This is a genomic window from Nocardioides sp. (assembly GCF_035481145.1).
GTDB lineage: Bacteria > Actinomycetota > Actinomycetes > Propionibacteriales > Nocardioidaceae > Nocardioides.
Genome location: NZ_DATIHB010000117.1, coordinates 24,323 through 50,586 on the forward strand (window position 1 = coordinate 24,323; position 26,264 = coordinate 50,586).

32 protein-coding genes and 1 riboswitch are annotated in these 26,264 nt (G+C 71.4%); of the genes, 25 read left to right on the forward strand and 7 right to left on the reverse strand.

The window, feature by feature from the left end:
* The first annotated feature begins 7 nt into the window (after window positions 1-7).
* The 15 genes from VLF38_RS09745 (at window position 8) to ligD (ending at window position 13,302) form a co-directional block, all read left to right on the forward strand.
* Window positions 8-820: a hypothetical protein gene (locus VLF38_RS09745; protein ID WP_325271069.1), complete on the forward strand. Its 813-nt coding sequence runs from the start codon at window positions 8-10 to the stop codon at window positions 818-820.
* Window positions 817-1,620, forward strand: coding sequence for a tRNA-dihydrouridine synthase (locus VLF38_RS09750; RefSeq protein WP_325271070.1), 804 nt, complete (start codon window positions 817-819; stop codon window positions 1,618-1,620). Before VLF38_RS09745 ends, VLF38_RS09750 begins: the two co-directional genes overlap by 4 nt.
* Window positions 1,620-2,471, forward strand: coding sequence for an orotidine-5'-phosphate decarboxylase (pyrF, locus tag VLF38_RS09755; RefSeq protein WP_325271071.1), 852 nt, complete (start codon window positions 1,620-1,622; stop codon window positions 2,469-2,471). Before VLF38_RS09750 ends, pyrF begins: the two co-directional genes overlap by 1 nt.
* Window positions 2,472-2,481: 10 nt before the next feature.
* Entirely contained in the window at window positions 2,482-2,859 is a 378-nt protein-coding gene (locus tag VLF38_RS09760; protein ID WP_325271072.1) for a hypothetical protein, read from the forward strand.
* A gap of 98 nt (window positions 2,860-2,957) precedes the next feature.
* The gene (mihF, locus tag VLF38_RS09765) at window positions 2,958-3,275 is read left to right on the forward strand and encodes an integration host factor, actinobacterial type (RefSeq protein WP_325271073.1); all 318 of its coding nucleotides are present in this window, start codon (window positions 2,958-2,960) and stop codon (window positions 3,273-3,275) included.
* Window positions 3,275-3,835, forward strand: coding sequence for a guanylate kinase (gmk, locus tag VLF38_RS09770; protein ID WP_325271074.1), 561 nt, complete (start codon window positions 3,275-3,277; stop codon window positions 3,833-3,835). Before mihF ends, gmk begins: the two co-directional genes overlap by 1 nt.
* A 62-nt stretch (window positions 3,836-3,897) precedes the next feature.
* Entirely contained in the window at window positions 3,898-4,227 is a 330-nt protein-coding gene (gene rpoZ / locus VLF38_RS09775) for a DNA-directed RNA polymerase subunit omega (RefSeq protein WP_325271075.1), read from the forward strand.
* A 16-nt stretch (window positions 4,228-4,243) separates the two neighbouring features.
* Window positions 4,244-5,458, forward strand: coding sequence for a bifunctional phosphopantothenoylcysteine decarboxylase/phosphopantothenate--cysteine ligase CoaBC (coaBC, locus tag VLF38_RS09780; RefSeq protein ID WP_325271076.1), 1,215 nt, complete (start codon window positions 4,244-4,246; stop codon window positions 5,456-5,458).
* A 77-nt stretch (window positions 5,459-5,535) separates the two neighbouring features.
* Window positions 5,536-6,735 (forward strand): methionine adenosyltransferase, encoded by a 1,200-nt coding sequence (gene metK, locus VLF38_RS09785; RefSeq protein ID WP_325271077.1) that lies wholly within the window; start codon window positions 5,536-5,538, stop codon window positions 6,733-6,735.
* Window positions 6,736-6,911: 176 nt separating this feature from the next.
* Entirely contained in the window at window positions 6,912-8,966 is a 2,055-nt protein-coding gene (locus VLF38_RS09790) for a primosomal protein N' (protein WP_325271078.1), read from the forward strand.
* Window positions 8,967-9,008: 42 nt separating this feature from the next.
* Window positions 9,009-9,557 (forward strand): peptide deformylase, encoded by a 549-nt coding sequence (gene def, locus VLF38_RS09795; RefSeq protein ID WP_325271079.1) that lies wholly within the window; start codon window positions 9,009-9,011, stop codon window positions 9,555-9,557.
* A gap of 2 nt (window positions 9,558-9,559) precedes the next feature.
* A complete protein-coding gene (gene fmt, locus VLF38_RS09800) occupies window positions 9,560-10,489 on the forward strand; it encodes a methionyl-tRNA formyltransferase (protein ID WP_325271080.1) in 930 nt (309 codons plus the stop codon).
* A gap of 2 nt (window positions 10,490-10,491) precedes the next feature.
* Window positions 10,492-10,917: a hypothetical protein gene (locus tag VLF38_RS09805; protein ID WP_325271081.1), complete on the forward strand. Its 426-nt coding sequence runs from the start codon at window positions 10,492-10,494 to the stop codon at window positions 10,915-10,917.
* A complete protein-coding gene (locus tag VLF38_RS09810; RefSeq protein WP_325271082.1) occupies window positions 10,910-12,292 on the forward strand; it encodes an RsmB/NOP family class I SAM-dependent RNA methyltransferase in 1,383 nt (460 codons plus the stop codon). Before VLF38_RS09805 ends, VLF38_RS09810 begins: the two co-directional genes overlap by 8 nt.
* Window positions 12,293-12,327: 35 nt before the next feature.
* Window positions 12,328-13,302, forward strand: a complete 975-nt coding sequence (ligD, locus tag VLF38_RS09815; protein WP_325271083.1) for a non-homologous end-joining DNA ligase — start codon at window positions 12,328-12,330, stop codon at window positions 13,300-13,302.
* A 34-nt stretch (window positions 13,303-13,336) separates the two neighbouring features.
* Here ligD and VLF38_RS09820 read toward each other — a convergent pair whose 3' ends face one another.
* Window positions 13,337-14,491 (reverse strand): hypothetical protein, encoded by a 1,155-nt coding sequence (locus VLF38_RS09820; protein ID WP_325271084.1) that lies wholly within the window; start codon window positions 14,489-14,491, stop codon window positions 13,337-13,339.
* Window positions 14,491-14,769 carry a hypothetical protein gene (locus VLF38_RS09825; protein ID WP_325271085.1) on the reverse strand — a complete coding sequence of 93 codons (279 nt, stop codon included), beginning with the start codon at window positions 14,767-14,769 and terminating at the stop codon, window positions 14,491-14,493. The genes VLF38_RS09820 and VLF38_RS09825 overlap by 1 nt, the downstream gene beginning before the upstream one ends.
* Before the next feature lie 87 nt (window positions 14,770-14,856).
* Here VLF38_RS09825 and rpe point away from each other — a divergent pair, with 87 nt between their 5' ends.
* The 5 genes from rpe to ribH all read left to right on the forward strand — a co-directional run bounded on the left by rpe (window position 14,857) and on the right by ribH (window position 19,372).
* Window positions 14,857-15,513, forward strand: a complete 657-nt coding sequence (gene rpe, locus VLF38_RS09830; protein WP_325271100.1) for a ribulose-phosphate 3-epimerase — start codon at window positions 14,857-14,859, stop codon at window positions 15,511-15,513.
* A 106-nt stretch (window positions 15,514-15,619) separates the two neighbouring features.
* Window positions 15,620-15,779: riboswitch (FMN riboswitch) on the forward strand.
* A 101-nt stretch (window positions 15,780-15,880) separates the two neighbouring features.
* The gene (gene ribD / locus VLF38_RS09835) at window positions 15,881-16,960 is read left to right on the forward strand and encodes a bifunctional diaminohydroxyphosphoribosylaminopyrimidine deaminase/5-amino-6-(5-phosphoribosylamino)uracil reductase RibD (RefSeq protein ID WP_325271086.1); all 1,080 of its coding nucleotides are present in this window, start codon (window positions 15,881-15,883) and stop codon (window positions 16,958-16,960) included.
* Window positions 16,960-17,604 (forward strand): riboflavin synthase, encoded by a 645-nt coding sequence (locus tag VLF38_RS09840; RefSeq protein WP_325271087.1) that lies wholly within the window; start codon window positions 16,960-16,962, stop codon window positions 17,602-17,604. The genes ribD and VLF38_RS09840 overlap by 1 nt, the downstream gene beginning before the upstream one ends.
* Window positions 17,601-18,893, forward strand: a complete 1,293-nt coding sequence (locus VLF38_RS09845) for a bifunctional 3,4-dihydroxy-2-butanone-4-phosphate synthase/GTP cyclohydrolase II (RefSeq protein ID WP_325271088.1) — start codon at window positions 17,601-17,603, stop codon at window positions 18,891-18,893. Before VLF38_RS09840 ends, VLF38_RS09845 begins: the two co-directional genes overlap by 4 nt.
* Complete coding sequence (gene ribH / locus VLF38_RS09850) at window positions 18,890-19,372, forward strand: 6,7-dimethyl-8-ribityllumazine synthase (protein WP_325271089.1); 483 nt, start codon at window positions 18,890-18,892, stop codon at window positions 19,370-19,372. Before VLF38_RS09845 ends, ribH begins: the two co-directional genes overlap by 4 nt.
* Here the strand turns inward: ribH and VLF38_RS09855 are convergent.
* The gene (locus VLF38_RS09855) at window positions 19,360-19,749 is read right to left on the reverse strand and encodes a DUF6766 family protein (RefSeq protein ID WP_325271090.1); all 390 of its coding nucleotides are present in this window, start codon (window positions 19,747-19,749) and stop codon (window positions 19,360-19,362) included. The two genes, ribH and VLF38_RS09855, sit on opposite strands and share 13 nt — an antisense overlap.
* 31 nt (window positions 19,750-19,780) lie before the next feature.
* Here VLF38_RS09855 and VLF38_RS09860 point away from each other — a divergent pair, with 31 nt between their 5' ends.
* Complete coding sequence (locus tag VLF38_RS09860) at window positions 19,781-21,100, forward strand: M20/M25/M40 family metallo-hydrolase (RefSeq protein WP_325271091.1); 1,320 nt, start codon at window positions 19,781-19,783, stop codon at window positions 21,098-21,100.
* A gap of 30 nt (window positions 21,101-21,130) precedes the next feature.
* Here the strand turns inward: VLF38_RS09860 and VLF38_RS09865 are convergent, their stop codons facing one another.
* The 3 genes from VLF38_RS09865 to VLF38_RS09875 all read right to left on the reverse strand — a co-directional run bounded on the left by VLF38_RS09865 (window position 21,131) and on the right by VLF38_RS09875 (window position 22,778).
* Window positions 21,131-21,529 carry a hypothetical protein gene (locus VLF38_RS09865; RefSeq protein WP_325271092.1) on the reverse strand — a complete coding sequence of 133 codons (399 nt, stop codon included), beginning with the start codon at window positions 21,527-21,529 and terminating at the stop codon, window positions 21,131-21,133.
* 64 nt (window positions 21,530-21,593) lie between these two features.
* A complete protein-coding gene (locus VLF38_RS09870; protein WP_325271093.1) occupies window positions 21,594-21,827 on the reverse strand; it encodes a DUF5703 family protein in 234 nt (77 codons plus the stop codon).
* A 3-nt stretch (window positions 21,828-21,830) separates the two neighbouring features.
* The gene (locus tag VLF38_RS09875; protein ID WP_325271094.1) at window positions 21,831-22,778 is read right to left on the reverse strand and encodes an aldo/keto reductase; all 948 of its coding nucleotides are present in this window, start codon (window positions 22,776-22,778) and stop codon (window positions 21,831-21,833) included.
* Window positions 22,779-22,849: 71 nt separating this feature from the next.
* Here VLF38_RS09875 and VLF38_RS09880 point away from each other — a divergent pair, with 71 nt between their 5' ends.
* A complete protein-coding gene (locus VLF38_RS09880; RefSeq protein WP_325271095.1) occupies window positions 22,850-23,044 on the forward strand; it encodes a hypothetical protein in 195 nt (64 codons plus the stop codon).
* Between the two features lie 13 nt (window positions 23,045-23,057).
* Window positions 23,058-23,882, forward strand: a complete 825-nt coding sequence (locus tag VLF38_RS09885; protein WP_414689380.1) for an undecaprenyl-diphosphate phosphatase — start codon at window positions 23,058-23,060, stop codon at window positions 23,880-23,882.
* Between the two features lie 10 nt (window positions 23,883-23,892).
* Here the strand turns inward: VLF38_RS09885 and corA are convergent, their stop codons facing one another.
* Window positions 23,893-24,894 carry a magnesium/cobalt transporter CorA gene (gene corA, locus VLF38_RS09890; RefSeq protein ID WP_325271097.1) on the reverse strand — a complete coding sequence of 334 codons (1,002 nt, stop codon included), beginning with the start codon at window positions 24,892-24,894 and terminating at the stop codon, window positions 23,893-23,895.
* Between the two features lie 33 nt (window positions 24,895-24,927).
* Here corA and VLF38_RS09895 point away from each other — a divergent pair, with 33 nt between their 5' ends.
* Both VLF38_RS09895 and VLF38_RS09900 read left to right on the forward strand, forming a co-directional pair.
* Window positions 24,928-25,629 (forward strand): MSMEG_4193 family putative phosphomutase, encoded by a 702-nt coding sequence (locus VLF38_RS09895; RefSeq protein WP_325271098.1) that lies wholly within the window; start codon window positions 24,928-24,930, stop codon window positions 25,627-25,629.
* A gap of 10 nt (window positions 25,630-25,639) precedes the next feature.
* The gene (locus tag VLF38_RS09900) at window positions 25,640-26,185 is read left to right on the forward strand and encodes a DUF3090 domain-containing protein (RefSeq protein ID WP_325271099.1); all 546 of its coding nucleotides are present in this window, start codon (window positions 25,640-25,642) and stop codon (window positions 26,183-26,185) included.
* The last annotated feature ends 79 nt before the right edge of the window (window positions 26,186-26,264 follow it).

Consider the following 26,264-nt stretch of genomic DNA (forward strand, 5'->3'; position numbering starts at 1 on the left):
GCACCCGATGACTGTGCAGGCGACCGCGGAGGTCCGGGCGAGTGAGCGGATCGGTGCGTTCCAGCACGTCACGCTCGCCGCGCCCGGCGTCGTGGAGAGCTTCCGACCGGGCAACTTCGTCAGCATCGCGCTCAGCGGCTCCGGGGCCGGCGACGCGCGGCTGCTGCGCCGCAGCTACTGGGTGCATCGCGTGCGTTCCTCGAGCGCCCACGGCGCCACCATCGACGTGGTCGTGCAGCCAGCCGGCATCGCGGGCAGCTGGCTCGCCGGCCTACCGGCGGGGGCGCCGGTGGACCTGATCGGGCCGCTCGGGCGTCCCTTCGCGCAGCCCAAGGAGGCTGTCGCCTGCGTCCTGGTCGGCGAGGGCTACGCCGCCGCGTCGCTCTTCCCGCTCGCCGAGCGCCTGGTCGAGCGCGGCTGCCCCGTCACCTTCCTGCTCGCAGGCGACACCGCAGCCGAGGTGATCGACGGACTCGACGTACGCCGCTCGGCCCGCGCGGTCACCGTGGTCACCGCTGACGGTTCGATGGGCGCCCAGGGGAGCGTCGCGCAGGCCCTGCCCGGCGTCCTGCAGCGCGCGGAACCGTCCGTCGTCTATGCCGCCGGTCCCGCGACGACACTGCACGCGGTCGCCGGGATCTCCGAGCAGCACGGCGCCTGGAGCCAGGTGGCGCTCGAGGTCCCGCAGGCGTGCGGCACCGGACTCTGCCACGACTGCATCGTCCCCGCGGTGGGCGAGGACGCCATCGCGCACCGCGTGCGCGCCTGCGCCGAGGGCCCGGTCTTCCGGGGTGACCGGATCCAGTGGGGGCTGCTGTGAGCCTCCCTCTGCACGTCGCCGCCGGCTGTGGCGGCACCGGCCGTGAGCTGGCGCCGTACGCCGACCTGGCCAGGCTCGCCGGCTTCGTCACGCGCACCCTCACGCTCGACCCCCGGCGGGGGAGCCGACTGCGGATCGCCGAGTCGCGCGGTGGACTGGTCCGCGCGCACCAGCTGCAGAACCCGGGCGTGGACCGCTTCCTGACCCATGAGCTGCCCTGGCTCGCCCAGCAGGGTGTCCCCACGTGGGCGTCCGTCACCGGATCGACGCCGGCGGACATCGCTGCCGTCGTACGCCGTCTGGCGACCGCCCCCGGCCTCACCGGCATCGAGCTGAACCTCGCCGTCGACGACCCGGCCTCCCTGCGGCTCCACGACGCCTCGTCACCACGGGGCGCCACCGAGGCCGTGCGCGCCGTCCTCGACGTGCTGCCCGACAACCTCGCCCTCCACGTCAAGCTCTGCTCCGACGTACGCCGCCTGCCGGCCGTCGCCCGCGCCGTCGCCGAGGTCGGCTGCGACGCCCTCGTCGTCGGCGGAGCGCTCCCTGCGGCCCTCGACAACGGCACGCCGGCTGAGCTGTCCGGTCCCGCCGTCCGGCCCGTCGCCCTGCGAGCCGTCCGCACGGTCCGCGCGGAGCTGCCTGAGTTCCCGATCGTCGGTGTCGGAGGAGTCACCACGGCCGCCGACGTCCGCGCCTTCGCGGCCGCCGGTGCCGGCACCGTCCAGGTCGGCTCCGCACTGCTGCACGACCCGTCCACACTCGCCCGCATCACCGCCGAGCTCGAGGAGCAGCCCTGATGACCACCCGCACCGACAGCCCCACCGCCAGCCCCTTCGGCGCCCGCCTGCGCACGGCGATGGACGAGCGAGGACCGCTCTGTCCCGGCATCGATCCGCACGCCTCGCTCCTGGCCGCCTGGGGCCTTCCGGACACGGCCGACGGCTGCGAGCGCTTCGCGATGACCGCCGTCGAGGCACTCGCTCCGGTCGTCTCCTCGATCAAGCCGCAGTCGGCGTTCTTCGAACGGCACGGCTCGCGCGGCGTCGCGGTGCTCGAGAAGGTCATCGCCGCCACCCGCGAGGCGGGCTGCCTGGTGATCCTCGACGTCAAGCGCGGTGACATCGGCACGACGGCACAGGCCTACGCCGACGCCTATCTCGACCCCACGAGCCCGCTCGCCTCGGACGCGATCACCGCGAGCCCGTACCTCGGCTTCGGCTCGCTCACCCCGATGATCGAGACCGCCGCACGACACGGCGCCGGCGTCTTCGCGCTCGCGCTGACGTCGAACCCCGAGGCGCCGCGGTTCCAGCACGCCCGCACCGCCGACGGCGGCACGATCGCAGGGGAGGTGCTCGCCGGCCTGCGTACCGCCAACGAGGGTGCCGCCTCGCTCGGCTCGTTCGGTGCCGTCGTCGGCGCCACGATCGGCTCCACGGACGAGAACCTCGACATCAACGGCCCCTTGCTGGTGCCCGGCATCGGCGCACAGGGCGGCACCGCTGACGACGTACGCCGGATCTTCGGGGCCGCTGTTCGCAATGTCGTGCCGACCTCGACGCGCGAGATCCTCGGCGCCGGACCGTCGGTGCAGGCAGTTCGGGACGCTGCCGCCCGCGCCAACGACCAGTTCGCGGCGCTGCTGTGACGGCGCGCCGATGAGGCTCCTCGTCGCCGGCGCACTCGTCGGCTGTCTGTCACTCAACGCGTGTTCCAGCGAGCGCGACCAGTGGTGCGGTCACGTCGAGGAGGCCGCGCCGAAGATCGGGAAGGCCCTCGACGAGGGCGGCTCCGAGAACGGCCTGCTCGACGCGCTTCCGGTCCTCCACGACCTGGCGGACGAGGCCCCGGACGACGTACGGGGGGAGTGGCGGACCCTCGTCCGAGCCATCCAGGACCTCGATGAGGCGGTCGAGGCCGAGGACGAGAAGGCGACGCAGCAGGCGGCCCTCAAGCTCGCGTCCCCGGACGTCCAGGATGCGGCGCATGCCGTCGACCAGGAAGCCCGCGACGTCTGCCACACGCCTCTCTTCTGACACCGATCGGCCCAGTTGTCCGGTCCGCGTTGCCGCTCGCGGGATCACCTGACTAGATTGGCCGCCTGCCTTCCCGATCCGACACGAGGACCTGACACGTGGCCCTGCCCCAGCTGACCCCGGAACAACGCCAGGCTGCCCTGGACAAGGCCGCCGCCTCCCGCCGTGAGCGCGCCGAGGTCAAGAACAGGCTGAAGAACTCCGGCGCGTCGATCATGGACGTGATCCGCGAGGGCCAGATCAACGAGGTCATCGGCAAGATGAAGGTCGTCGACCTCCTGCAGTCGATGCCCGGTCTGGGCAAGGTGCGGGCACGCCAGCTCATGGAGCGGCTGGCGATCGCCGAGAGCCGCCGTGTGCGTGGTCTGGGCGCCAAGCAGGTCGCGGCCCTCGAGGCCGAGTTCACCCGCGACTGATGCCGGAGAGCACCCCCCGCCTGCTCGTCCTGGCAGGCCCGACCGCGGTCGGCAAGGGCACCGTCGCCGCGGCCGTCCGCGAGGACTACCCGGACGTCTGGATCTCCGTCTCCGCGACGACCCGCGCTCCGCGCCCCGGAGAGGTCGACGGCGAGCACTACCACTTCGTCACCGACGATGAGTTCGACCGGATGATCGAGGAGGGCGACCTCCTGGAGTACGCCGTCGTCCACGGCCACGCGAAGTACGGCACGCCGCGCTCGCCGGTCGAGGCCGCCCTGGCCACCGGCCGGCCCGCCATGCTGGAGATCGACCTGCAAGGCGCGCGCCAGGTGAGGGCCAACATGCCCGAGGCTCTGCTCGTCTTCCTGGCGCCTCCGTCGTGGGACGAGCTCGTCCGTCGACTGGTCGGCCGCGGCACCGAGACCGAGGAGCAGCGCGAGCGCCGGCTGGCCACGGCGAAGGTCGAGCTGGCCGCCGAGGCGGAGTTCGACGTGACGATCGTCAACCACGAAGTTCACGAGGCAGCCGCCGAGTTGGTAAAGTTGATGCGAGCCTGACCTGGCGTCGTGCCGTCATGCTCCTGCACCACCCCTGATCCCCGAATTTAAGGCGTTCCCACGTGTCTGCTCCCACCGGCGAGGGTGTCACCAACCCGTCGATCGACGACCTGCTGACGAAGACCGACTCGAAGTACAAGCTGGTCCTCTACAGCGCGAAGCGTGCGCGGCAGATCAACGCCTACTACTCGCAGCTCGGCGAGGGCCTGCTCGAGTACGTCGGCCCGCTCGTCGACACGCACGTCCAGGAGAAGCCGCTCTCGATCGCGCTCCGCGAGATCAACAGCGACCTGCTGACCTGCGAGGACATCGACCCGGCCGAGCTCGCTGCCGAGGAGGCCGCGCAGGCGGCCGCGGCTGCCGACGCCGGCTCGTTCACCGAGCCTGCGTGATCCGAGGCTGAGACCGATGTCGCCGCGGGTCGTCCTCGGCGTCAGCGGCGGCATCGCGGCGTACAAGTCCTGCGAGCTGCTGCGGCGCTTCACCGAGTCCGGCCACGACGTCACCGTCGTTCCCACGGCGGCGGCGCTCGAGTTCGTCGGGGCGCCCACCTGGGCGGCCCTTTCGGGCAAGCCGGTCGCTTCCGACGTGTGGACGCGCGTCGAGGCAGTGCCCCACGTCCAGATCGGCCAGCACGCCGATCTGGTCGTGGTCGCGCCGGCCACCGCCGACCTGCTGGCCAAGGCCGCCCACGGGCTCGCTGACGACCTGCTGACCAACACGCTGCTCACGGCGCGCTGCCCGGTGGTCTTCGCCCCGGCGATGCACACCGAGATGTGGGAGCACCCGGCGACACAGGCCAACGTCCGCACCCTGCGCGAACGGGGCGCTGTGGTCATCGAGCCTGCCGAGGGCCGCCTGACCGGCAAGGACACTGGCAAGGGCCGCCTTCCCGAGCCGAGCGAGATCTTCGAGCTTGCGCTCGACGTGCTGTCGAGGGGGGCCGTTGCGCCCGATCTCGCCGGCCGGCACGTCCTGGTCTCCGCCGGCGGCACGCGCGAGTACCTCGACCCGGTGCGCTTCCTGGGCAACCGCTCGAGCGGCCTGCAGGGCTACGCCCTGGCGCGCGCGGCGGCAGCCCGCGGCGCCGAGGTCACGCTCGTGGCGGCCAACGTGACACTGCCCGATCCCGCCGGAGTCAAGGTCGTGCGGGTCGAGACCACCGCCCAGCTGCGCGACGCGGTGCTCGCCGCTGCTCCGTCCGCCGATGCGGTCGTGATGGCGGCGGCCCCCGCCGACTTCAGGCCGACCGACGTCAGCGACGCGAAGATCAAGAAGGCCGATGACGGGTCGGCGCCGACGATCACGCTGGAACAGAACCCCGACATCCTCAAGGAGATCTCGCAGCACCGCCTGCGGGAGGGCCAGGTCATCGTCGGCTTCGCCGCCGAGACCGGCGACGCGACCGGGTCGGTCCTCGAGCTCGCCACGGCGAAGCTCGCCCGCAAGGGGTGCGACCTGCTCGTCGTCAACGACGTCTCGGGCGGCGCTGTCTTCGGCAGCCCCGACAACGAGGCGGTCATCCTCGCGGCCTCCGGTCACCGGGCCGACGTCCCGCGGGGGAGCAAGGCAAGCGTGGCGCATGCCATCTGGGACCAGGTTGCCGCTAACCTTCGCGGCTGAGACGGACGCCGGGGGCTCTGCAGGCGCCGTCTATCGTTGAGTTCAACATCACACCAATGCATGGGAGTGGAACGACTGTGGCTGGACGCCTCTTCACCTCGGAGTCCGTGACCGAGGGTCACCCCGACAAGATCGCTGACCAGATCAGCGACACGATCCTCGACGCGCTCCTGGCTGACGACCCGATGAGTCGTGTGGCCGTCGAGACGCTCGTCACCACGGGTCTCGTCATGGTCGCGGGCGAGGTCACCACCTCGACGTACGCCCCGATCGCGCAGCTCGTGCGCCAGAAGGTCCTCGAGATCGGCTACGACGCCTCCGAGAAGGGCTTCGACGGTCACTCCTGTGGCGTGCAGATCGCCATCGGCGCGCAGTCGGCCGACATCGCGCAGGGTGTCGACGACGCCTTCGAGGAGCGCGTCGACGGCTCCGGTGACGAGCTCGACAAGCAGGGCGCCGGCGACCAGGGCCTGATGTTCGGCTACGCCTGCGACGACACCCCGGAGCTCTTCCCGCTCCCGATCAAGATGGCCCAGACGCTCGCTGAGCGCCTCACCGCGGTGCGCAAGGACGGCACGCTGCCGTACCTCCGCCCCGACGGCAAGACCCAGGTCACCATCGAGTACGACGAGGACGACCGCGCCGTGCGCGTCGACGCCGTCGTGCTGTCGACGCAGCACTCCGAGGACGTCGACCAGGAGACCCTGGCCAAGGACATCACCGTCCACGTCATCGAGCCGGTCCTCGAGCAGTTCAAGGACTCGGTGCCCTCCGAGGGCCACAAGCTCTACATCAACCCGACCGGCCGCTTCGTCATCGGTGGCCCCATGGGTGACGCCGGCCTGACCGGCCGCAAGATCATCGTCGACACCTACGGCGGCATGGCCCGTCACGGTGGTGGCGCCTTCTCGGGCAAGGACCCGTCGAAGGTGGACCGTTCGGCCGCCTACGCCATGCGCTGGGTCGCGAAGAACATCGTCGCCGCGGGCCTGGCCCGCCGCGCCGAGGTCCAGGTCGCCTACGCGATCGGCGTGGCGCACCCCGTCGGCGTCTTCGTGGAGACCTTCGGCACCGGCGTCGTCCCGGACGAGAAGATCCAGGAGGCCGTGCTCGAGGTCTTCGACCTGCGTCCGGCCGCCATCCTGCGCGACCTCGACCTGCGTCGTCCGATCTACGCGAAGACGGCCGCCTACGGTCACTTCGGCCGTGAGCTCCCCGAGTTCACCTGGGAGCGCACCGACCGCGCCGACGCGCTGAAGGCTGCTGCGGGAGTCTGATCGACGCACAACGCCGCCCATGCGCCGCATGGGCGGCGTTGTCGTTCGTCGAAGTCCGCTCCCCACACGGACTCCTGCCTCGCTCCGCCTTGCCCTACGGCACCTGAGCGGCGCTCTGCTGTCGATCCTGTGGAGGAGCCGTTTGCGGTGTCGGGGTGGTCTGGGAGAGTTCTGCCGTGAGCCGCACGCCTGACGCCGAGGAGCAGCCCGAGCTGGTGCCCGGCCTCGTGCGCGCGCAGGTCAAGGCGGCGAAGACCCGCGCCGCAAAGGCTTCCGCGCCCGTGGCCGCCTCCTCGGTCGAGCCGGTGGCGCGCGTGCTCGTCGACACCGGTCTCGCCCACCTCGACCGCACCTTCGACTACCTCGTTCCCGCGTCGATGGCCGATGACGCCGTCTCAGGAGCCCGCGTCAAGGTCCGCTTCGCCGGCAAGGACGTGGATGGCTTCGTCGTCGAGCGGGCGGCGGCGAGCGAGCACGACGGCCGGCTGCAGTCGCTGCGCCGCGTGGTGAGCCCGGTCCCGGTGCTCCAGCCCCAGGTGCTCGAGCTGGTCACGCGCGTCGCTGCGCGCTACGCCGGGTCCCGGGGCGATCTGCTGCGCCTGGCCGTGCCGCCACGCCACGCGACCGTGGAGCAGGAGCCTCCTGGTGAGTCAACCGTGCCCACGTCCGGTCCGCTCGATCCACGCCTCACCGAGCCGTGGGGGAGCGTCCTCGGCGGCGTCGACCTGGTCTCCAGCCTCGCCCAGGGCGGAGCGCCGCGGGCCGTCTGGTCGGCGACGCCCGGCACCGACCGCGGCCGGCCGACCTGGGTTCTCCAGGTCGCCTCAGCGGTCGCGTGCACCGTGGCGAGCGGTCGCGGCGCGTTGGTCATCGTCCCCGACGCGCGCGATGCCCAGCAGGTCTCCGACGCCCTGGCGCCGGTCGTGGCACGCCACCTCGTGCTCCAGGCCGACGCCGGCCCCGCCCAGCGCTATCGCGACTTCCTCGCCGTGCTGCGTGGAGCGGTCACGGTCGTCGTCGGCACCCGCGCGGCTGCCTACGCCCCTGTCCGTGACCTCGGGCTGGTCCTCCTGTGGGACGACGGTGACGACTCCCACGAGGAGCCCCGCGCGCCGTACCCCCACGTCCGTGAGGTTGCGCGCACGCGTGCGGAGATCGAGGGGTGCGCACTCCTCATCGGTGGTCTGGGCCGGACCCCTGACGCCCAGCTCCTCGTGCGCACCGGCTTCGCCCGCTCGCTCAGTCCGGCCCGCGAGAGCCTCCGGGCCGCGCTCTCGGTCACTGTCGCCGGTGCCACCGAGCACGACCTCGAGCGCGATCCGTTCGCGCGCACGACGCGGATGCCGCAGCAGGTGCACCACCTCGTGCGTGGGGCGCTGGAGGACGGTCCGGTCCTGGTCCAGACCCCTCGTCGCGGCTATGCCGCAGCACTCGCCTGCGAGCGCTGCCGCACCCCTGCCCGTTGCCGCACGTGCTCCGGTCCCTTGGCGCTCGCGTCACCGACGGCTCCACCGACCTGCCGCTGGTGCGGTCGGTCCGAGCAGGCGTGGGCGTGTGGCGCATGCGGCCACCGCGGCCTGCGTGCCCCCGTCGTGGGCGAGGTGCGCACCGCCGAAGAGCTGGGGAGGGCGTTTCCCGGCGCGCGCGTGATCACGTCAGGCGGTGACCGCATCCTCGACCGGGCCCCCTCGGCCGCACGCACCATCGTGGTGTCGACGCCGGGCGCCGAGCCCCCCGCCCCGGAAGGCTACGCAGCGGTCGTCCTGCTCGACACCTGGCTGATGCTCGCCAGGCCTGACCTGCGTGTCCGCGAGGAGGCCCTCCGTCGCTGGACCACGGCTGCCGCCCTGACCCGGTCCGGGGGCCGGGTGCTCGCCGTGGGCGACGCGGCCGATCCCACGCTGCAGGCCCTCGTCCGGTGGGACCCGGTCGGTCATGCGGAGCGCGAGCTGGCTGACCGCGCCTCGGCCCACATGCCTCCCTCGTGCCGGGTCGCCACCCTGAGCGGGTCGCTCGGGGCCGTCGATGACGCGATGACGCTGCTCTCGCTGCCACCCGGCACCGAGGTGCTCGGCCCCGTAGAGCACGGCGACGACGTGGTGCGCACGGTGCTGCGCGTCCCGTGGGCGGCGGGCGCGGCGCTGACCGACGCCCTCAGCGAGCTCCAGCGGATCCGATCGGCGCGCCGGCTCGATCCCGTGCGGGTGCAGGTGGACCCCGTCACCCTCTGACCCCTCTCTAGACTCTTCCCCGTCATCAAGTGAAGGAGTCCCGTGGCTGTCCAGCCGATCCGCCTCTTCGGAGACCCCGTGCTGCGCAAGCGCGCCACCGAGGTCACCTCGTTCGACCGCGAGCTGAAGCGGCTCGTCCAGGACCTCACCGACACCATGCTCGAGGCGCCGGGCGCCGGTCTCGCAGCACCGCAGATCGGCGTCTCGCTCCGCGTCTTCACCTGGTACGTCGACGGCGAGGTGGGTCACCTGATCAACCCGACGCTGGAGCTCTCCCAGGAGATCCAGGACGGCCTCGAGGGGTGCCTCTCCCTTCCCGAGCTGACCTACGAGTGCAAGCGTGCGATGTCGGTCGTGGCCCAGGGCTTCGACATGCACGGCGAGCCACTCACGATCCATGGCTCTGAGCTCCTGGCCCGGGCGATCCAGCACGAGACCGACCACCTCGACGGGGTCCTCTTCATCGACAAGCTCGACAGCGATGCGCGCAAGGCCGCGATGCGCCAGATCCGCGAGTCGGAGTGGTTCGGCGACGCCGGGCAGCCGCAGATCAAGGTGTCGCCCCACCGCACCAACGGATTCGGATTCTGAGCATGCGCCTGGTCTTCGCCGGCACCCCCGAGGTCGCCGTCCCGTCCCTCGACGCGCTCGCCACGTCACCCCACGAGGTCGTCGCCGTCATCACCCGCCCGGACGCCCCGGCAGGCCGGGGACGGAAGCTCCTGCCGTCACCGGTCGCCGTGCGCGCGGAGGAGCTGGGCATCCCGGTCCTCAAGCCGGGGCACCCGCGCGACCCGGAGTTCCAGGCGGCCCTCGCAGAGCTCGATCCCGACTGCTGTCCGGTCGTCGCCTACGGCGCACTGCTGCCCCAGAGCGCGCTCGACATCCCGCGCCACGGGTGGGTCAACCTGCACTTCTCGCTCCTTCCGGCGTGGCGTGGCGCCGCTCCGGTGCAGCGCTCGATCTGGGCTGGCGACGAGATCACCGGCGCGACGACGTTCCGGATCGTCAAGGAGCTCGACGCCGGGCCGACGTTCGGGATGATGACCGAGCGGATCCGTGCGACCGACACCGCGGGCGACCTGCTCGACCGCCTCGCGGAGGGTGGCGCCCAGCTACTCGTCCAGACGATCAGCGGCATCGAGTCGGGTCAGCTCGAGGCGCGCGAGCAGGTGACCGACGGCCTGCTCTCCTACGCCCCGAAGATCCAGGTCGACGACGCGAGGATCGTCTGGAGCGAGCCCGCCGTCGGCGTCGACCGCCGGATCCGGGCCTGTAGCCCGTTCCCGGGCGCGTGGACCACCTTCCAGGACGAGCGGATCAAGATCGGACCCGTCACCATCGGCGCGAGCTCCGACCTGGCGCCCGGCCAGCTCGAGATCACCAAGAACGCCGTCTACGTCGGCACGAGCTCGACGGTCGTCAAGCTCGGTGAGGTCAAGGCGTTCGGCAAGAAGCAGATGGCTGCCGCCGACTGGGCGCGTGGCATCCAGGGCTTCCCGTCCGACGCGTGCTTCGAGTGACGATGAGCCGCCCTGCCACGCCCGACGACATCGACGGGATCTGCCGCGCCCTCCCCGAGGTCGAGCTGGGCACCAGCTGGGGTGACCGGCCGACGTACAAGGTGCCGGCAGGGCCGAAGGGCCGGGGCTTCCTGCTCTACCGGGCGCCCGGCGCCACGGCGATCGACCCGGCGAGCGGTGAGCCGTTCGACGACCTGCTGGTGATCCGGACCGGCTCGGAGTCCGACAAGGCGGCCCTCGTCGATGACGACCGGCTGCCGTTCTTCACCGTCCCGCACTTCCGGGGCTACAACGCGGTGCTGGTCCAGGAGTCCCGACTCGGCGAGATCGCTCTCGACGAGCTGACCGAGATCATCGAGGACGCCTGGCTCGCCGTCGCGCCCGCACGCCTCCGCAAGGAATTCCTCGAGGAGCGCGGCCATGGCTGATCCCCGTCGCAAGGGCGCGCGCCGTCCCGCCCCGCAGTCCGGTGGGCGACCGCCGAAGCCGCGGCCCAGCGCCGACCCGACACGGCGAGCGGCTTACGACGTGCTGACGGCGGTCCGCGTGGAAGGTGCCTTCACGAACCTCCTGCTGCCCCAGGTGCTCCGCAAGTACTCCCTGGACGGGCGTGACGCGGCGTTCACGACCGAGCTGGCCAGCGGCACGATCCGCCGCCAGGGCACGTACGACGTCATCATCGGTGCCTGCGCCGACCGGCCGCTCGCACGCATCGAGGCGAAGGTCCTCGATGCCCTGCGCCTCGGCGTCCACCAGCTGCTCGCGATGCGCGTGCCGGACCACGCAGCGATCTCGACCACGGTGGACCTCGTGCGCAGCACCATCGGGCAAGGCCCCGCCGGCTTCACCAACGCCGTGCTGCGGCGGGTGGGGGAGAAGCCGCTGGAGGAGTGGGTCCGCCTGCTCGCCCCGGCGAAGGTCCACGAGTTCGCGGCGTTCGCCCACTCCCACCCCCTCTGGGTGGTCGATGCCCTCGCCGAGGCTGTCGCAGCGACGAAACCCGACGACGTGCGCGCCGAGCTCGACGCCCTGCTCGCCGCCGACAACGTCGCGCCCAAGGTCATGCTGGTGGCCCGCCCCGGTCTCGCGACCCTCGACGAGCTGATCCTCGCCGGAGGCGAGCCCACCGGGCGCTCGCCGTACGCCGTGGAGCTCGCGGGGGGCGACCCGTCGGTGATCCCGGCAGTGGCCGAGGGCCGGGCGGGCGTGCAGGACGAGGGCTCGCAGCGGGTGGCCCTTGCGCTGGCCGCCGTGCCGCTCGACGGACGCGATGAGCTGTGGCTCGATCTCTGCTCGGGCCCTGGCGGGAAGTCCGCTCTCCTCGCTGCGGTCGCGGCCCAGCGGGGCGCTCTCGTGCTGGCCAACGAGCGCCAGCACCATCGTGCGCGGCTGGTCGCCGAAGGCGTGCGCGCCGCCCGCGCGGGCGTGGCCGGCGTCATCACGGGTGACGGCACGCGTCCTGCCTGGGCCGCCGGCACGTTCGACCGGGTCCTCGTCGACGCGCCCTGCTCAGGACTCGGCGCGCTGCGCCGTCGCCCCGAGGCGCGTTGGCGCAAGACGCCCCCCGAGGTCGAGGAGCTCGTCCCGCTGCAGCGCGCACTGCTCCACACCGCCCTCGACGGTGTGCGTCCCGGCGGGGTCGTGGTCTACGCGACCTGCTCGCCCGTGCTCGCAGAGACCCGTGGCGTCGTCGACAGCGTTGTCGCTGTTCGCGGCGACGTCGCCGTCGAGCGGACCGAGCAGCTCTGGCCGCACCGCGACGGCTGCGACGCGATGTACCTCGCGGTGCTCCGCCGCGGCTGACCCGGAGGCTCGCCGAACGCACCTATGCTCGGGCCATGGCCAGCCCGTTCGTGGAGATCGAGGTCCCGCCCACCGACGGTGACGGGGAGCTCCGGACCGTCAAGGTCACCAACCCCGACCGCGTCTACTTCCCGGAGACGGGCGCCACGAAGCTGGACCTGGTCGACTACTACCTCAGCGTCGGCCCCGGCATCGTCAACGCGCTCCGGGAGCGGCCCTGCATGCTGCACCGCTTCCCGAAGGGCCTGTCGGGGGAGAAGGTCCACCAGAAGCGCCTTCCGGCCGGGGCTCCGCCGTGGGTCGAGACGGTCGAGCTCTTCTTCCCCCGCTGGGGGCGCACGGCGGATGAGCTCTGCGTGACGGAGCTGGGGTCGGTGATCTGGGCCGTGCAGATGTCAACCGTCGAGTTCCACCCGTGGAACAGCCGGCGGACCGACACGGAGAAGCCCGACGAGTGGCGCATCGACCTCGACCCCGGCCCGGCGTGCGACTGGGCCACCGTCCAGCGCACAGCGGCGGTCGTGCACGAGGTCCTCGACGAGCTCGGTGTGGTCGGCTTCCCCAAGACCAGCGGCGGCAGTGGCGTCCACGTCTACGTCCGCATCCCTCCCGAGCACGGCTTCCGGGAGGTACGCCGCGCAGCCCATGCGTTCGCGCGCGAGGTCGAACGTCGTGCCTCCGGCATGGTGACGACCGCGTGGTGGCGCAAGGACCGTGACCCCGCGCAGCTCTTCATCGACTACAACCAGAACACCCGCGACCACACGATCGCCTCGGCGTACTCCGTGCGAGGTGTGCCGAACGCACGCGTGTCCGCACCCGTGACGTGGGACGAGATCCCGGAGTGCGAGCCCGACGACTTCACCATCGAGACGATGCCGGCGCGATTCGCCGAGCTCGGTGACCTGCACGAGGCCATCGACGACCACCCGTGGTCGATCGCCCCCTTGCTGGAGTGGGCCGACCGCGACGAGGCGGCCGGGGAGTCGGCACCGGCCGACGAGGGCTAGGCACCCCCAGCGACGTCGGCTCGCACCGGACGCATCAGTCCCAGGAGCAGATCTTGTCTACGGCGGAGCCGATCGCGTCACCCACCGCTTCACCGGCATCGTCGACTGCGTCCACGGCACCCGACACAGCCTCACCCACGGTAGAAGCTGCATCACCGGCAAGGTCGAGAGCCTCGTCCACACCCTCGACCGCCGCATCGATTGAAGCCCGACCGGCCTCGCTGGCCAGGAAGCCTCCCACCGCCGCACCGACCCCACCCAGGACCACCGTCCCGACGCCGGGGCAGATCGCCGTGCCGAGGGCGGCCATGGGCTGCCCGAGCGCGAGGGCACCTGCGATCGCCGTGCCACCTTCGAGAGTGGCCCTCACGGCGGTGCGGCCCACCCGATCAGAGGTCGACAGGCGCGTATCGTCGGCATCCGCCTGCCACTGGCCCTGGCCCGCGGTGGCAACGCTGAGCGCCGTGCCCACCGGCCCGGCCGCCTTCGCCGCGCGGCTCACCACCGGACCGGCTCGCGTCACCGCTGCGGCGGCGCCGACGACCTGAGGATTCTCTGACCCCAGCGCCTTCGCCAACCGAGCCGCCCGGGCGGCGCCGAGTCGAGCCTTCGCCTTGTCGCTCAGCACATCGGCCGCGCCGGGGAGCCCGACGAGCCACGAGGTCTGCCCGAGCAGGTCAGCCTCGGGGTCGGGTCGATGGAGAACGCCGTCGAGAATCGCGGTCAGCAGTCGCTCGGCCATCTCGCCTTCCGTGACCGTCCGGAGCACGCCTGCCAGCTCCTGGTGCGCCCGGAGCTCGTCGGCTCGGGCAGCCCGGACCGCGTGCGCTGCGGGATGGTGGGACGCCGCGGTGAAGCCGTCTCCCGTCATCGCGAGTCCGTCGGCGAGCGCTTGGTCGCGTGCGCCAGCCAGACCGGCTGCCACGCGGCCAAGCACTTCGCCGAGGTCGCCCAGACCCCGGGCGAGCTGCTGCATGCGCTGCGCGACCTCGTGCGCGGACGCGACCTCCGACGCGACGCGGAGCGCGGCGGCGTCGCGCGCGGTGCCGGTCCACATCGGAGTCGGCAGCACCCGGGTGACCCGACGCGCGGCGTCGACGACGTCGGTCGCCACCTGGCGCAACCAGGCTGCGAGGACACCGCACGCACGGGGGTCTCCGTGGAGATCGGTGGGCCACCAGTCGGCCATCAGTCGCCCCAGCCGAGCAGCGACACGGCGACGGCATCGTCTGCGGCGGCGTACGACTGGGCGGCGGCCTCGAACGCAGCACCGAGCTGGGTCAGCTCCTCACCGAGCGAGACCGCTTCGTCGACCAGCTGCCGCACCGCGGCCGCCACCTCGTCGCTGGACCGGCCGGCGTCCGGGAGCAGGGGCACGTCAAGGGCCTCGAGCTGTGCACCGGCAGCCGCGAGGGCGGTGGCGGTCTCGGGCAGGTCGTCGGGCCGCACGCCGAATCCATTCGTCATGCCTGTGACTACCCGGTGGGTCCGCTGCCGATTCAGCGCACAGGAGCGCCTGTGGAAGGACCTAGACTGCGGCCCGTGGCCACGTGCATGCAGATCACCCCGTCGATCCTCAACGCCGACCTGGCGAACCTCGGCGCCGAAGTACGTCGCATCGGCAGCGCCGACATGGTGCACATCGACGTCATGGACAACCACTTCGTCCCCAACCTCACGCTCGGCCTCCCGGTGGTCGAGTCGCTGCGCTCGCACACCGACCTCCCGTTCGACGCGCACCTGATGATCGCGGACCCCGACCGCTGGGCTCCGGCGTACGCGGAGGCGGGCTGCGCGTCGGTCACCTTCCACGTGGAGGCTGCGGCAGCTCCGGTGCGGCTGGCACGTGAGATCCGCAAGCAGGGTGCGCGCGCGTCGATGGCGCTCAAGCCGGCCACGCCGATCGAGCCCTACGAGGACATGCTCGCCGAGCTCGACATGGTGCTGATCATGACCGTGGAGCCCGGATTCGGCGGCCAGAAGTTCCTCGACCTCTGCCTGCCGAAGATCCGCCGTACGCGCGCGCTCATGGAGAAGCACGGCGTCGAGACCTGGCTCCAGGTCGACGGCGGCGTGTCCCTCGAGACGATCGAGCGCTGCGCCGAGGCGGGGGCCGACGTCTTCGTGGCCGGCTCGGCCGTCTACAGCGCCGCCGACCCCGACGCCATGGTCAAGGACCTGCGCGCAAAGGCCGAGGCTGCCCGCGCCTGACCGGTTCCGGCGATCCCCTGACCGGGATTCCCGGTCGCCCGCATGGCGCACCCCACGTGGTTGAGACGTCAGCCATGTGCAAGGATTGTGCCGACGAGTTGAACACTCGCGTGCACTGGGGGCGGTGAAATTCCGCACCGGCGGTGACTGGAGCCCTACCACCAGGTGAGGCGTCAGAAGTCCGCGACCCGGCCGCAGCCAGCGGCCGGTTGATGAGGTGAGACTCCTCAACCGACGGTCAGAGTCCGGATGGAAAGCGCACGCGGTACGACGCCCGCTCACCCGGCTCGCGCACGACGCGCACCGCAGGTGACCAGGCCCGCACCGGCAGCCCCTGGAGTCCGCGACCGGACACAGAGAGAGCGCCATGGCCTTCACTGCCGCTGAGCACGACGCGATGCTGCGTGCGCTCGAGCTGGCCGCGACCCCCGGCGTACCGCTCGGGCCCAACCCGCGGGTGGGCTGCGTCGTCCTGGCTCCCGACGGGACCACCCTCGTCGAAGGCTTCCACCGCGGAGCCGGCACGGCTCACGCCGAGGCGGCCGCCATCGCCGCCGCGCAGGAGCGGGGCATCGACCTCGCCGGCGCCACCGCCGTCGTCACCCTCGAGCCGTGCAACCACACCGGCCGCACCGGACCGTGTGCCCAGGCACTCATCGGTGCCGGGGTGGCCCGCGTCGTCTTCGCACAGTCCGATCCCAATCCCGAAGCCGCCGGAGGAGCGGAGACCCTCCGTGACGCCGGCATCGAGGTCGAGCACGGACTCATGGAGGCGCAGTCGCACGCGCTGAACCGGGTCTGGTCCTTCGCCCTCGCCCACCAGCGTCCGTTCGTCACCTGGAAGTTCGCGACGTCGCTCGACGGCCGGAGCGCTGCTGCCGACGGCACGAGCAAGTGGATCACCAGCCGTGCCGCGCGGATCGACACCCATCGGCTCCGGGGCCTCGCCGACACCATGCTGGTCGGCACCAACACCGTCGAGCTCGACGACCCGCAGCTCACCGTCCGCGACGCGTCCGACGAACCCCTTGCCGAGCAGCCGCTCCGCGCGGTCATGGGCCTGCGCGACCTGCCGGCCCGCTCGCGGGTCTTCGACGGCTCGGCCGGCACCATGCACCTGCGCACGCACGACCCTGCCGAGGCACTCGCCCAGCTCTTCGCCAAGGAGCGCCGCCACGTCTTCCTCGAAGGCGGTCCGACGCTCGCTGCAGCGTTCTGGAAGGCCGGGCTCGTCGACGAGGTCGTCACGTACGTCGCTCCAGTGCTGCTCGGCGCCGGACGGAATGCCGTCGACGACCTCGGCATTCACACCATCAGCGACGCGGCGCACCTGCGGGTCACCGACGTCGCCGTCATCGAGGCAGACGGCGAGGACACCTGCGTCCGCCTCACCCTGACCACCCTGGGCACGCCGCTCCGCGGTCTGGCCACGCACGAGGAGGACTGATGTTCACCGGCATCATCGAGGAGCTCGGCACCGTCGAGGCGATCGAGCGGCTCGACGACGCGATCCGGCTCACCATCCGCGCCAGCACGGTGCTCGAGGGCACCGGCCTGGGCGACTCGATCGCGGTCAACGGCTGTTGCCTCACCGTCGTCTCGACGAGCTCGACCACCGGGGGAGCCCCCGACCTGTGGACCGCCGACGTCATGCAGGAGTCGCTCGACAAGACCTCCGTCGGTGACCTCGAGGTCGGCGACGAGGTCAACCTCGAGCGCGCGGTCACCGCCGACAAGCGCCTCGGCGGCCACGTCGTCCAGGGCCACGTCGACGGAGTCGGCGAAGTCGTCGCGCGCACCCCCAGCGAGCACTGGGAGCTCGTCGAGCTCCAGGCACCTGCGGGCATGGGGCGCTACCTCGTCGACAAGGGCTCGATCACCATCGACGGTGTCAGCCTCACGGTCGTCGAGGCCCGCGACGACGACACGTTCACCGTCAGCCTCATCCCCGAGACCCTCGCCCGTACGACGATGGGTCGCCGCCAGCCGGGCGACCGGGTCAACCTCGAGGCCGACGTCATCGCCAAGCACGTCGAGAAGCTGCTGACCAGCGGCTACTTGCAGAAGCTCATGAAGGAGCAGGACCAGTGACGACCGTTCAGGACCCCAACGCCCCGCAGCCCGGCGAGGCCCAGCACGGCGGCGTCCGCCTCGACGACGTCGAGCAGGCGATCGCCGACATCGCAGCGGGCAAGGCCGTCATCGTCGTCGACGACGAGGGCCGCGAGAACGAGGGCGACATCATCTTCGCCGCGTCGAAGGCGACTCCCGAGCTGATGGCGTGGACGATCCGCCACTCCAGCGGCGTGATCTGTGCCCCGATGCCGGCCGAGATGCTCGACCGCCTCGAGATCCCGCTGATGACGCCGCACAACAAGGACGCGTACCGCACGGCGTACACGATCTCGGTGGACGCCCGTGACGGCACGACGACCGGCATCTCGGCGGCCGACCGTGCGCGCACCGTCAAGGTGCTCGCCGACTCCGCCACCGAGCCGTGGGAGCTGACCCGTCCCGGTCACGTCTTCCCGCTGCGCTACCGCGAGGGCGGCGTGCTGGTCCGCCGGGGCCACACCGAGGCTGCGGTCGACCTCGCCCGCCTCGCCGGTCTCACGCCAGTCGGTGTCCTCGTCGAGGTCGTCAACGACGACGGCACGATGAAGCGCGCGCAGGAGCTGCGTGAGTTCGCCGATGAGCACGGCATCTGCATGATCTCGATCGAGGACCTGGTCCGCCACCGGCGTCGCACCGAGGTGCTCATCGAGCGGGTCGCCGAGACCCGTCTGCCCACGAAGCACGGCGAGTTCCAGGCGTTCGGCTACAGGGTCACCGTCGACGGCAGCGAGCACATGGCTCTGGTCCGCGGGGACATCGCAGCTGCGGTCGCCGCGGGCGAGCCGGTCCTGACGCGCGTGCACAGCGAGTGCCTCACTGGGGACGTCTTCGGCTCCGAGCGCTGCGACTGCGGCCCCCAGCTCGAGGAGTCGCTGCAGAAGGTCGTCGCGGAGGGCACGGGGATCGTGGTCTACCTGCGCGGGCATGAGGGCCGTGGCATCGGCCTCGCTGCGAAGCTGCAGGCCTACCAGCTCCAGGAGAACGGCCGCGACACCGTCGACGCCAACCTCGATCTCGGCCTGCCGGCCGATGCACGCCACTACGGCGCAGCGACCCAGATCCTGCGCGACCTCGGCGTCACCGACGTACGGCTGATCACCAACAACCCCGACAAGTGCACCAGCCTCGCCGACTTCGGCATCGCGGTCGCCGAGCGCGTCGCGCTCGACACGCACGTCAACGAGAACAACGTGGCCTACCTCCGCACCAAGGCAGAGCGCATGGGCCACACCATCGACCTGGACACCCTGGAGGGCAACTCATGAGCGGCGCCGGCGCACCCACGGCAGCACCCACGGACGCTTCTGACCTCCGGGTCGCGATCGTCGCGGGCACCTGGCACGAGCAGGTGATGGAGGGCCTGCTCGCCGGCGCGCAGCGCTGCCTCGAGGCGTACCAGGTCACCGACGCGACCGTCGTCCGCGTCCCCGGCGCCTTCGAGCTGCCGATCGTCGCCCGCGAGCTCGCGCTCAAGGGGTACGACGCGGTCGTCGCGTTTGGTGTCGTGATCCGTGGCGGCACACCTCACTTCGACTTCGTCTGCAACGCCGCGACTGACGGCCTGACCCGCGTGGCGCTCGACACCGGCGTCCCGGTCGGCTTCGGCGTGCTCACGACCGACAACGACGAGCAGGCACTGGACCGGGCCGGGCTCGAGGGCTCGAAGGAGGACAAGGGCTGGGAGGCCACCTCCGCTGCCCTCGTCACCGCCCAGACGTTGAAGCGGATCCGTCAGGGATTCTGACCGGGATCGCCTCCGAGGCGGCGGTTGATCTCGTCGACCTTCGCCTCGAGGCGCTCCATGTCCTCCGCATCGACGCGGAAGATCAGGTGCTTGGCGCCCAGCAGCAGGATCGCCTGGAAGACCAGCTGGAGCCACTCGCTCTGCCAGTTCTCCAGCGTGCTCTGGCCGAAGGTCATCAGGAAGTCGCTCCACACGAACGGTTCGTCGTGGGAGTGCTGCTCGCTGCGGAATGACGCGAGCTCGGTGAAGAACTGCCCGGTCCAGGACCCGAGGAAGAGCAGCACCAGCAGGTAGACGGCACCCCATCGACGCAGATGGGTGTCGGGCTTGTGGTTGGTACGGGGGTCGGGCGCGAGGCCCTCGTCTTCGGCGCTCATGGGTCGCAGGTACCCGTGTCAGGATGGCCCCATGTCCATCGCTGAGCAGCCGAGCGCGTCCTACGACCCGGCCGCGGAGGTCGTCGAGATCTGCCGCGACCTGATCCGGATCGACTCCACCAACGACGGCACGGACCAGGGTCCGGGGGAGCGGAAGGCAGCGGAGCACGTCGCCGCCCTCCTCGACGACGTCGGCATCGCGTCGACGCTCGTCGAATCCCGTCCCGGCCGGACCACGCTCGTCGCGCGGATCGGCGACGGACCGGGCGAGCCGCTGCTGGTCCACGGCCACCTCGACGTCGTCCCGGCCGATGCACACGACTGGACCGTCCACCCCCTCAGCGGAGAGATCCAGGACGGCTACCTCTGGGGCCGCGGCGCAGTCGACATGAAGGACTTCGACGCGATGGCGCTCTCGGTGATCCGGGCACGGGCGCGGGCGGGGCAACTGCCGGCCCGGCCGATCGTGCTGGCGATGACCGCCGACGAGGAGGCCGGAGGGCACCTCGGCGCGCAGTGGCTGGTCGAGAACCACCCCGACCTCGTCGCCGACTGCACCGAGGCGGTCGGCGAGGTCGGTGGCTTCTCGACCACCGTCCGCGGCCAGCGGATGTACCTGATCGAGGCGGCCGAGAAGGGCATGGCCTGGATGCGGCTCACTGCGAACGGCCGCGCCGGGCACGGCTCGATGATCAACCACGACAACGCTGTCACCGCGCTCGCCGGTGCTGTCGCCCGCATCGGCACGCACGAGTGGCCGGTCCGGCTCACCCCGACCATGGAGGTCCTCCTCGGGGCGGTCGGCGAGGTCGCGGGTGTCCCGGCCACTCCGGCGAACGCCGAGGCGCTGGTCGAGGAGTTCGGCGGAGCAGCCCGGATGCTGGGCGCGGTGATCCGCAACACTGCGAACCCCACGATGTTCGACGCTGGCTACAAGGTCAACGTCGTGCCCGGCCACGCGGCGGCCCACGTCGACGGCAGGTTCCTGCCCGGCTTCGAGGACGAGTTCTTCGAGACCCTCCGCCAGCTCTGCGGGCCGGACATCGACTGGGAGTTCGTCTCCCACCAGCAGCCCTGGGAGACGCCGTACGACGGAGGGCTGGTGCGCGCGATGGAGAGTTCGCTGCTGGCCGAGGATCCCGATGCCCTCGTCGCGCCGTATCTGATGAGCGGTGGCACCGACGCGAAGCACTTCCGCAAGCTCGGGATGCGCTGCTACGGGTTCGCCCCGCTGCGGCTGCCTGCTGAGCTCGACTTCACCGCGCTCTTCCACGGTGTCGACGAGCGGGTTCCGGTCGACGGGCTGGAGTTCGGTGCCCGGGTCTTCGACCGGTTCCTCGATCACGCCTGAGGTGAGCAGGCCTGGCGCAGGACGGGGCGTTCAGGCCCCGGGCCGTGCCACAGCACGCGGGCGGAAGACCGCCGTCGCGATCGCCAGCACCACCAGCAGGCCCGCGCCGGCTCCGCCGAGCAGCAGGATCAGGCCCACCACCCACAGGCCGCTGTCGTCGGTCTGCGCGGCGTCGATCGACCACGGGATCGCAAAGCCCAGTGCTCCGGCAGCAGCAAGCGGCACGATCGCCCACGCACGGCGCACGACGGCGTAGGCGACCACCGCTCCGGCCACGACCGTTGCCCCCGCACCGATGACCTGCCAGGCCCGGTACGGCCCCTGGGGGTAGCCGTCGACGAGGTAGTACTCGTGGTCCCAGCCCAGCCAGGCGAACCACATCGCTGCGGAGAAGACGGCCAGCGCCACCGACGTGCTCAAGATCCTCATGTCGTCAGCGTGTACGCGGGCGCATGCCGGTCGCGACAGCAGTGCTACTCAGCTGGAGCGCCCCTCAGACCGGCAGGAAGTAGAGCTGGCGCTGCTGGCGGATGATCTTCCGCTTCACCACGATCCGGCGTACACCGTCGTTGCCGATGGCGAGGCGGGCGAGCTCCCAGCCGCCTGTCTCGGCGAGGTCGACGAGGTAGCGCGTGACCGCTGAACGGCTCGCCTCACGCGGCAGGACGTGCTGGTCGAACTCCCACTCGAGTCCGGGCTTGAGTGCCCTGCGTGCGGCTGCGGCCATCAGTCACTCTCCTGAGACGTCGTCCAGTGCGTCGGTGATCGCGGGCGGCAGGACCAGCTCGTCGGTGCCGAGCGCCGCCTTGAGCTGGGCGGCGGTGCGGGCTCCGACGATCGGGGAGGCCACCCCGGGCCGGTCCCGTACCCACGTGAGGGCGACCTCGATCGGGGTCCAGCCCAGACCATCGGCGGCCCGGCAGACCGCTTCGACGATCCGCTGGGAGCGCTCGTTGAGGTAGGCGCCGACGAAGCCGGAGAAGTGCGAGGACGCCGCACGGGAGTCGGCGGGCGTCCCGGTGCGGTACTTGCCAGTGAGCACACCACGGCCCAGCGGCGACCAGGGGAGCAGCCCGAGGCCGAGTGCCTGCGCGGCCGGGACGATCTCGGCCTCGACGGCGCGGTTGAGCAGCGAGTACTCGACTTGGGTGGAGGCGAGCGTGGCCCGCCCGGGGACAGCACGCTGCCAGGTCGCGGCCTGCGCGGTCTGCCAGCCGGTGTAGTTGGAGACGCCGACGTACGACGCGCGGCCGGTCGTGACGGCGTAGTCGAGGGCCGAGAGGGTCTCCTCGAGCGGGGTCTCGTCGACCCAGGTGTGCACCTGCCACAGGTCGACGTGGTCGACCCCGAGGCGCCGCAGGGACGCATCGAGCTCCGCGATCAGCCGGCCACGTGACACGTTGGTCTCCCGCTCGCCGCGGCGACGGGAGATGCCGGCCTTCGTGGCGATCACGACGTCGTCGCGGGAGACGGCGTCGCCGAGCAGCGAGCCGATCAGCTCCTCCGAGGCGCCGTCGCCATAGCCGGCGGCAGTGTCGAGCAGCGAGCCACCGGCGGCGACGAACGACGTGAGCATCTCGCGGGCTTCGTACTCGTCGGTGTCGCGGCCCCACGTGAGCGTGCCGAGACCGAGGCGGGAGACCTGGAGCCCGGTGGAGCCCAACGTGCGCTGCTGCATGCACAAACGGTATCCACAGGGGCGCGGGCGCCCGCGCGCGCCACGCCGCCGCTCGGCGTACGGTCGGCCACATGGTGAGCGTCCGGGAGCTGGCCGAGGCACAGGCTTACGAGCGACGGCGACGGGTGCGCGCGTTCGTCGCCGCCGACCCCGCGCCACCCCGCGGCGACGGGCCCTCGCCCTGGCGGTGCCTGCTCGCCGGCGCGGCGCTCACGATGGTCGGGGTCGCGGGTGTCGCCGCCGCGGTCGCGCTCGGCCTCTCGTAGGCTTCGCGGCGTGCTGGACTTCCTCAAGGCGATCTTCCTCGGCATCCTGCAGGGCCTGACCGAGTTCCTCCCGATCTCGAGCTCGGCCCACCTGCGGATCTTCCCGGAGCTCTTCGGGTGGGGCGATCCGGGCGCCGCGTTCACGGCGGTCATCCAGATCGGCACGGAGCTGGCGGTCCTGATCTACTTCTGGAAGGACATCTGGCGCATCGGCAGCGCCTGGCTGCGGTCACTGTGGCAGCCGCAGCTACGCGGGACCCTCGACGCCCGGATGGGCTGGTTCATCATCGTCGGCTCGCTGCCGATCGTCCTCCTCGGCATCGTGCTCAAGGACGTCATCGAGACGCACTTCCGCAACCTCTGGGTCGTGGGCACCACCCTGATCGTGCTCGGCATCGTGCTCGGCATCGCAGATCGCGTGAGCTCCAGCAGCAAGGAGATCCGCCACCTCACCCTTCGCGACGGTGTGCTGATGGGGCTCGCCCAGGCGTGCGCACTCATCCCCGGCGTCTCCCGCAGCGGCGCGACCATCTCGATGGGCCGCTTCCTCGGCTACGAGCGCGCAGCGGCGACCCGCTACGCCTTCCTGCTGGCGATCCCCGCGGTGATCGGAGCCGGCCTCTTCGAGCTCAAGGAGATCGGCGCCAACGACAACACCTACGGGTGGGGACCGACGATCACCGCCACGGTGGTCTCCTTCGTCGTGGGCTACGCCGCGATCGCCTGGCTGCTCCGGTACGTCTCCACGCGGTCGTACCTGCCATTCGTGATCTACCGCGTCGTGCTCGGCACCGGCGTCCTCGTGTTGCTGACGGCGGGCTATCGCCTCACCGCGTGATCCGTCGGCGTCAGAGCCAGCCGGAGCGCTTGAACCGCAGGTAGAGGTAGAGCGAGACACCCGCCATCAACACCAGGGCGAAGGGATAGCCGAAGAACCAGTGCAGCTCCGGCATGTGGTCGAAGTTCATGCCGTAGATGCCCGCGATGAGAGTCGGTACGAGGACCAGGGCGGCGCCGGCGGAGATCTTGCGCATGTCCTCGTTCTGCTGCGCGGAGACCTTCGACAGCTGCAGCGAGATGCGCGCGGTCTGTGCCTCGAAGGCGGACGACAGCAACGAGTCGAGGGTGTCGATCGCCTCCGCCACCCTGCCGAGGTGGTCCGCGACATCACGGAAGTACGGCGCAGCGTCCATGGGCATGCCCGCCACAGCACCGGTCGCCGCCCGGTTCATCGGCTCCCGGAGCGGCAGCACCGCTCGGCGCACCTCCGCGAGCTCGCGCTTGAGGATGTAGATGCGCTCGGTCTCGTCGGTCTCCTCCTCGGAGAAGACCGACGCCTCGACCTCGTCGACGTCGATCTCGAGCTCGCCCGCCACCTTGAGGTACTCGTCGACGACACGGTCGCACACGGCGTACGACACCGCCGAGGGGCCGTGGCTGAGGACGGCCGCCCGCTGCTCGAGCATCAGCCTCGCGGTGTGCAGCTCGGCGCCCTTGCCGTGACGGACGGTGACGACGAAGTCGCGACCCGTGAAGACATTGATCTCGCCCGTCTCGACGGCGTCGGTCTCGTCGACGTACCAGAGCGTCTTGAGCACGAGGAACGTCGAGTCGGGGTAGCGCTCGAGCTTCGGCCGTTGGTGCGCCATCAGCGCGTCCTCGACGGCGAGGGGGTGGAGGTTGAAGATCGCGGCCACCCGCTCGAGCTCGGCCTCGGTGGGCTCGTGCAGACCGATCCAGACGAACTCGTTCGTCTCGTCGCACTCGGCGCGTAGCCGGCTGAGGTCGTCGATCGTGCAGTCCAGCGGCACGCGGACGCCGTCGCGGTAGAGGGCACTGTCGACGATCACGACTCGACACTAGCCCCGGCTAGGCTCGCCGACATGGCAACAGTGATCCTCGTGCGGCACGGCCGGAGCACGGCGAACACCTCCGGAGTCCTGGCCGGCCGCACGCCGGGTGTGCACCTCGACGAGGTGGGCCGCACCCAGGCGGATGCGGTCGCCGACCGGATCGCCGCTGCCGGGCCGGTCGCCCTCGCCGCCAGTCCGCTCGAGCGATGCCTGCAGACGGCCGCGCCGATCGCCGCGGCCACCGGCCTCGAGGTCACCGTCGATGCCGCCCTGCAGGAGGTCGGGTACGGCGGGTGGCAGGGCCGCACGATCAAGGAGTTGCTCGACGAGCCGCTGTGGAAGACCGTGCAGTCGACGCCGTCGCAGGCGACCTTCCCGGAGGGCGAGTGCCTCGGCGACATGGCCGCCCGCATCGCGGGGGCTCTCCGCGCGCACGATGCCGCCGTCGAGGCCGAGCACGGCGCGGGCGCAGTCTGGGTTGCGGTGAGCCACGGCGACCCGATCAAGGCCGCACTAGCAGATGCCCTCGGGCTGGACTTCGACCTCTTCCAGCGGATCCACGTCGACCCGGGCTCGGTCTCGATCGTGCGCTACGGCAGCACTCGACCGACCGTGCTGGCGATGAACACCCACGCCGGCGACCTGGCCTGGCTCAAGGCCCCCGTTGCCCGGCCGGATGACGCCGATGTCGGTGGGGGAGCAGGCCCGACGACCTCTCCGCACGGGTCCTAGGCTGGGCGGCATGGACCCGGTGATGCACTCGTTCGATCCGCCTGAGCGCTTCGTGGCCGGCACCGTCGGCTCGCCCGGGCAGCGCACCTTCTTCCTGCAGGCCCGGTCCGGTCGGCACGTCGTCAGCGTCGCCCTGGAGAAGCAGCAGGTGACGGTCCTCGCGCAGCGCGTCGACGAGCTTCTAGACGAGCTCATGCACGCGGACACCGACATCCTCATCCCAGCGGTCGCACCCCTGGATCTCGCCGACGACGGGCCGCTGGAGCAGCCGATCGACGAGCAGTTCCGAGCCGGCACGATGACGCTGTCGTGGGACACCGACGACGAGCGCATCGTCATCGAGGTCTACCCGGTCGACACTCCCGACGAGGACGATCCGGAGGCTGCGAGCGAGGTCCTCGTCGTACGACTCCCGGCGGCCTCGGCCCGTGCCTTCGTGGCACGCGCCCTGAAGGTCGTGTCGGCCGGCCGGCCCGACTGTCCGTTCTGCGGTGAGCCGATTGACCCGGTGGGCCATCTCTGCGTCCGCGCCAACGGCTTCAAGCGACGTGCCTGAGGGAGCGGCAGCCGGGCTCGTCCTCGAAGGGCGGCTCACGGCGGCCTCCAACGCGACGTTCCTGGCCCGCCTCGACGGC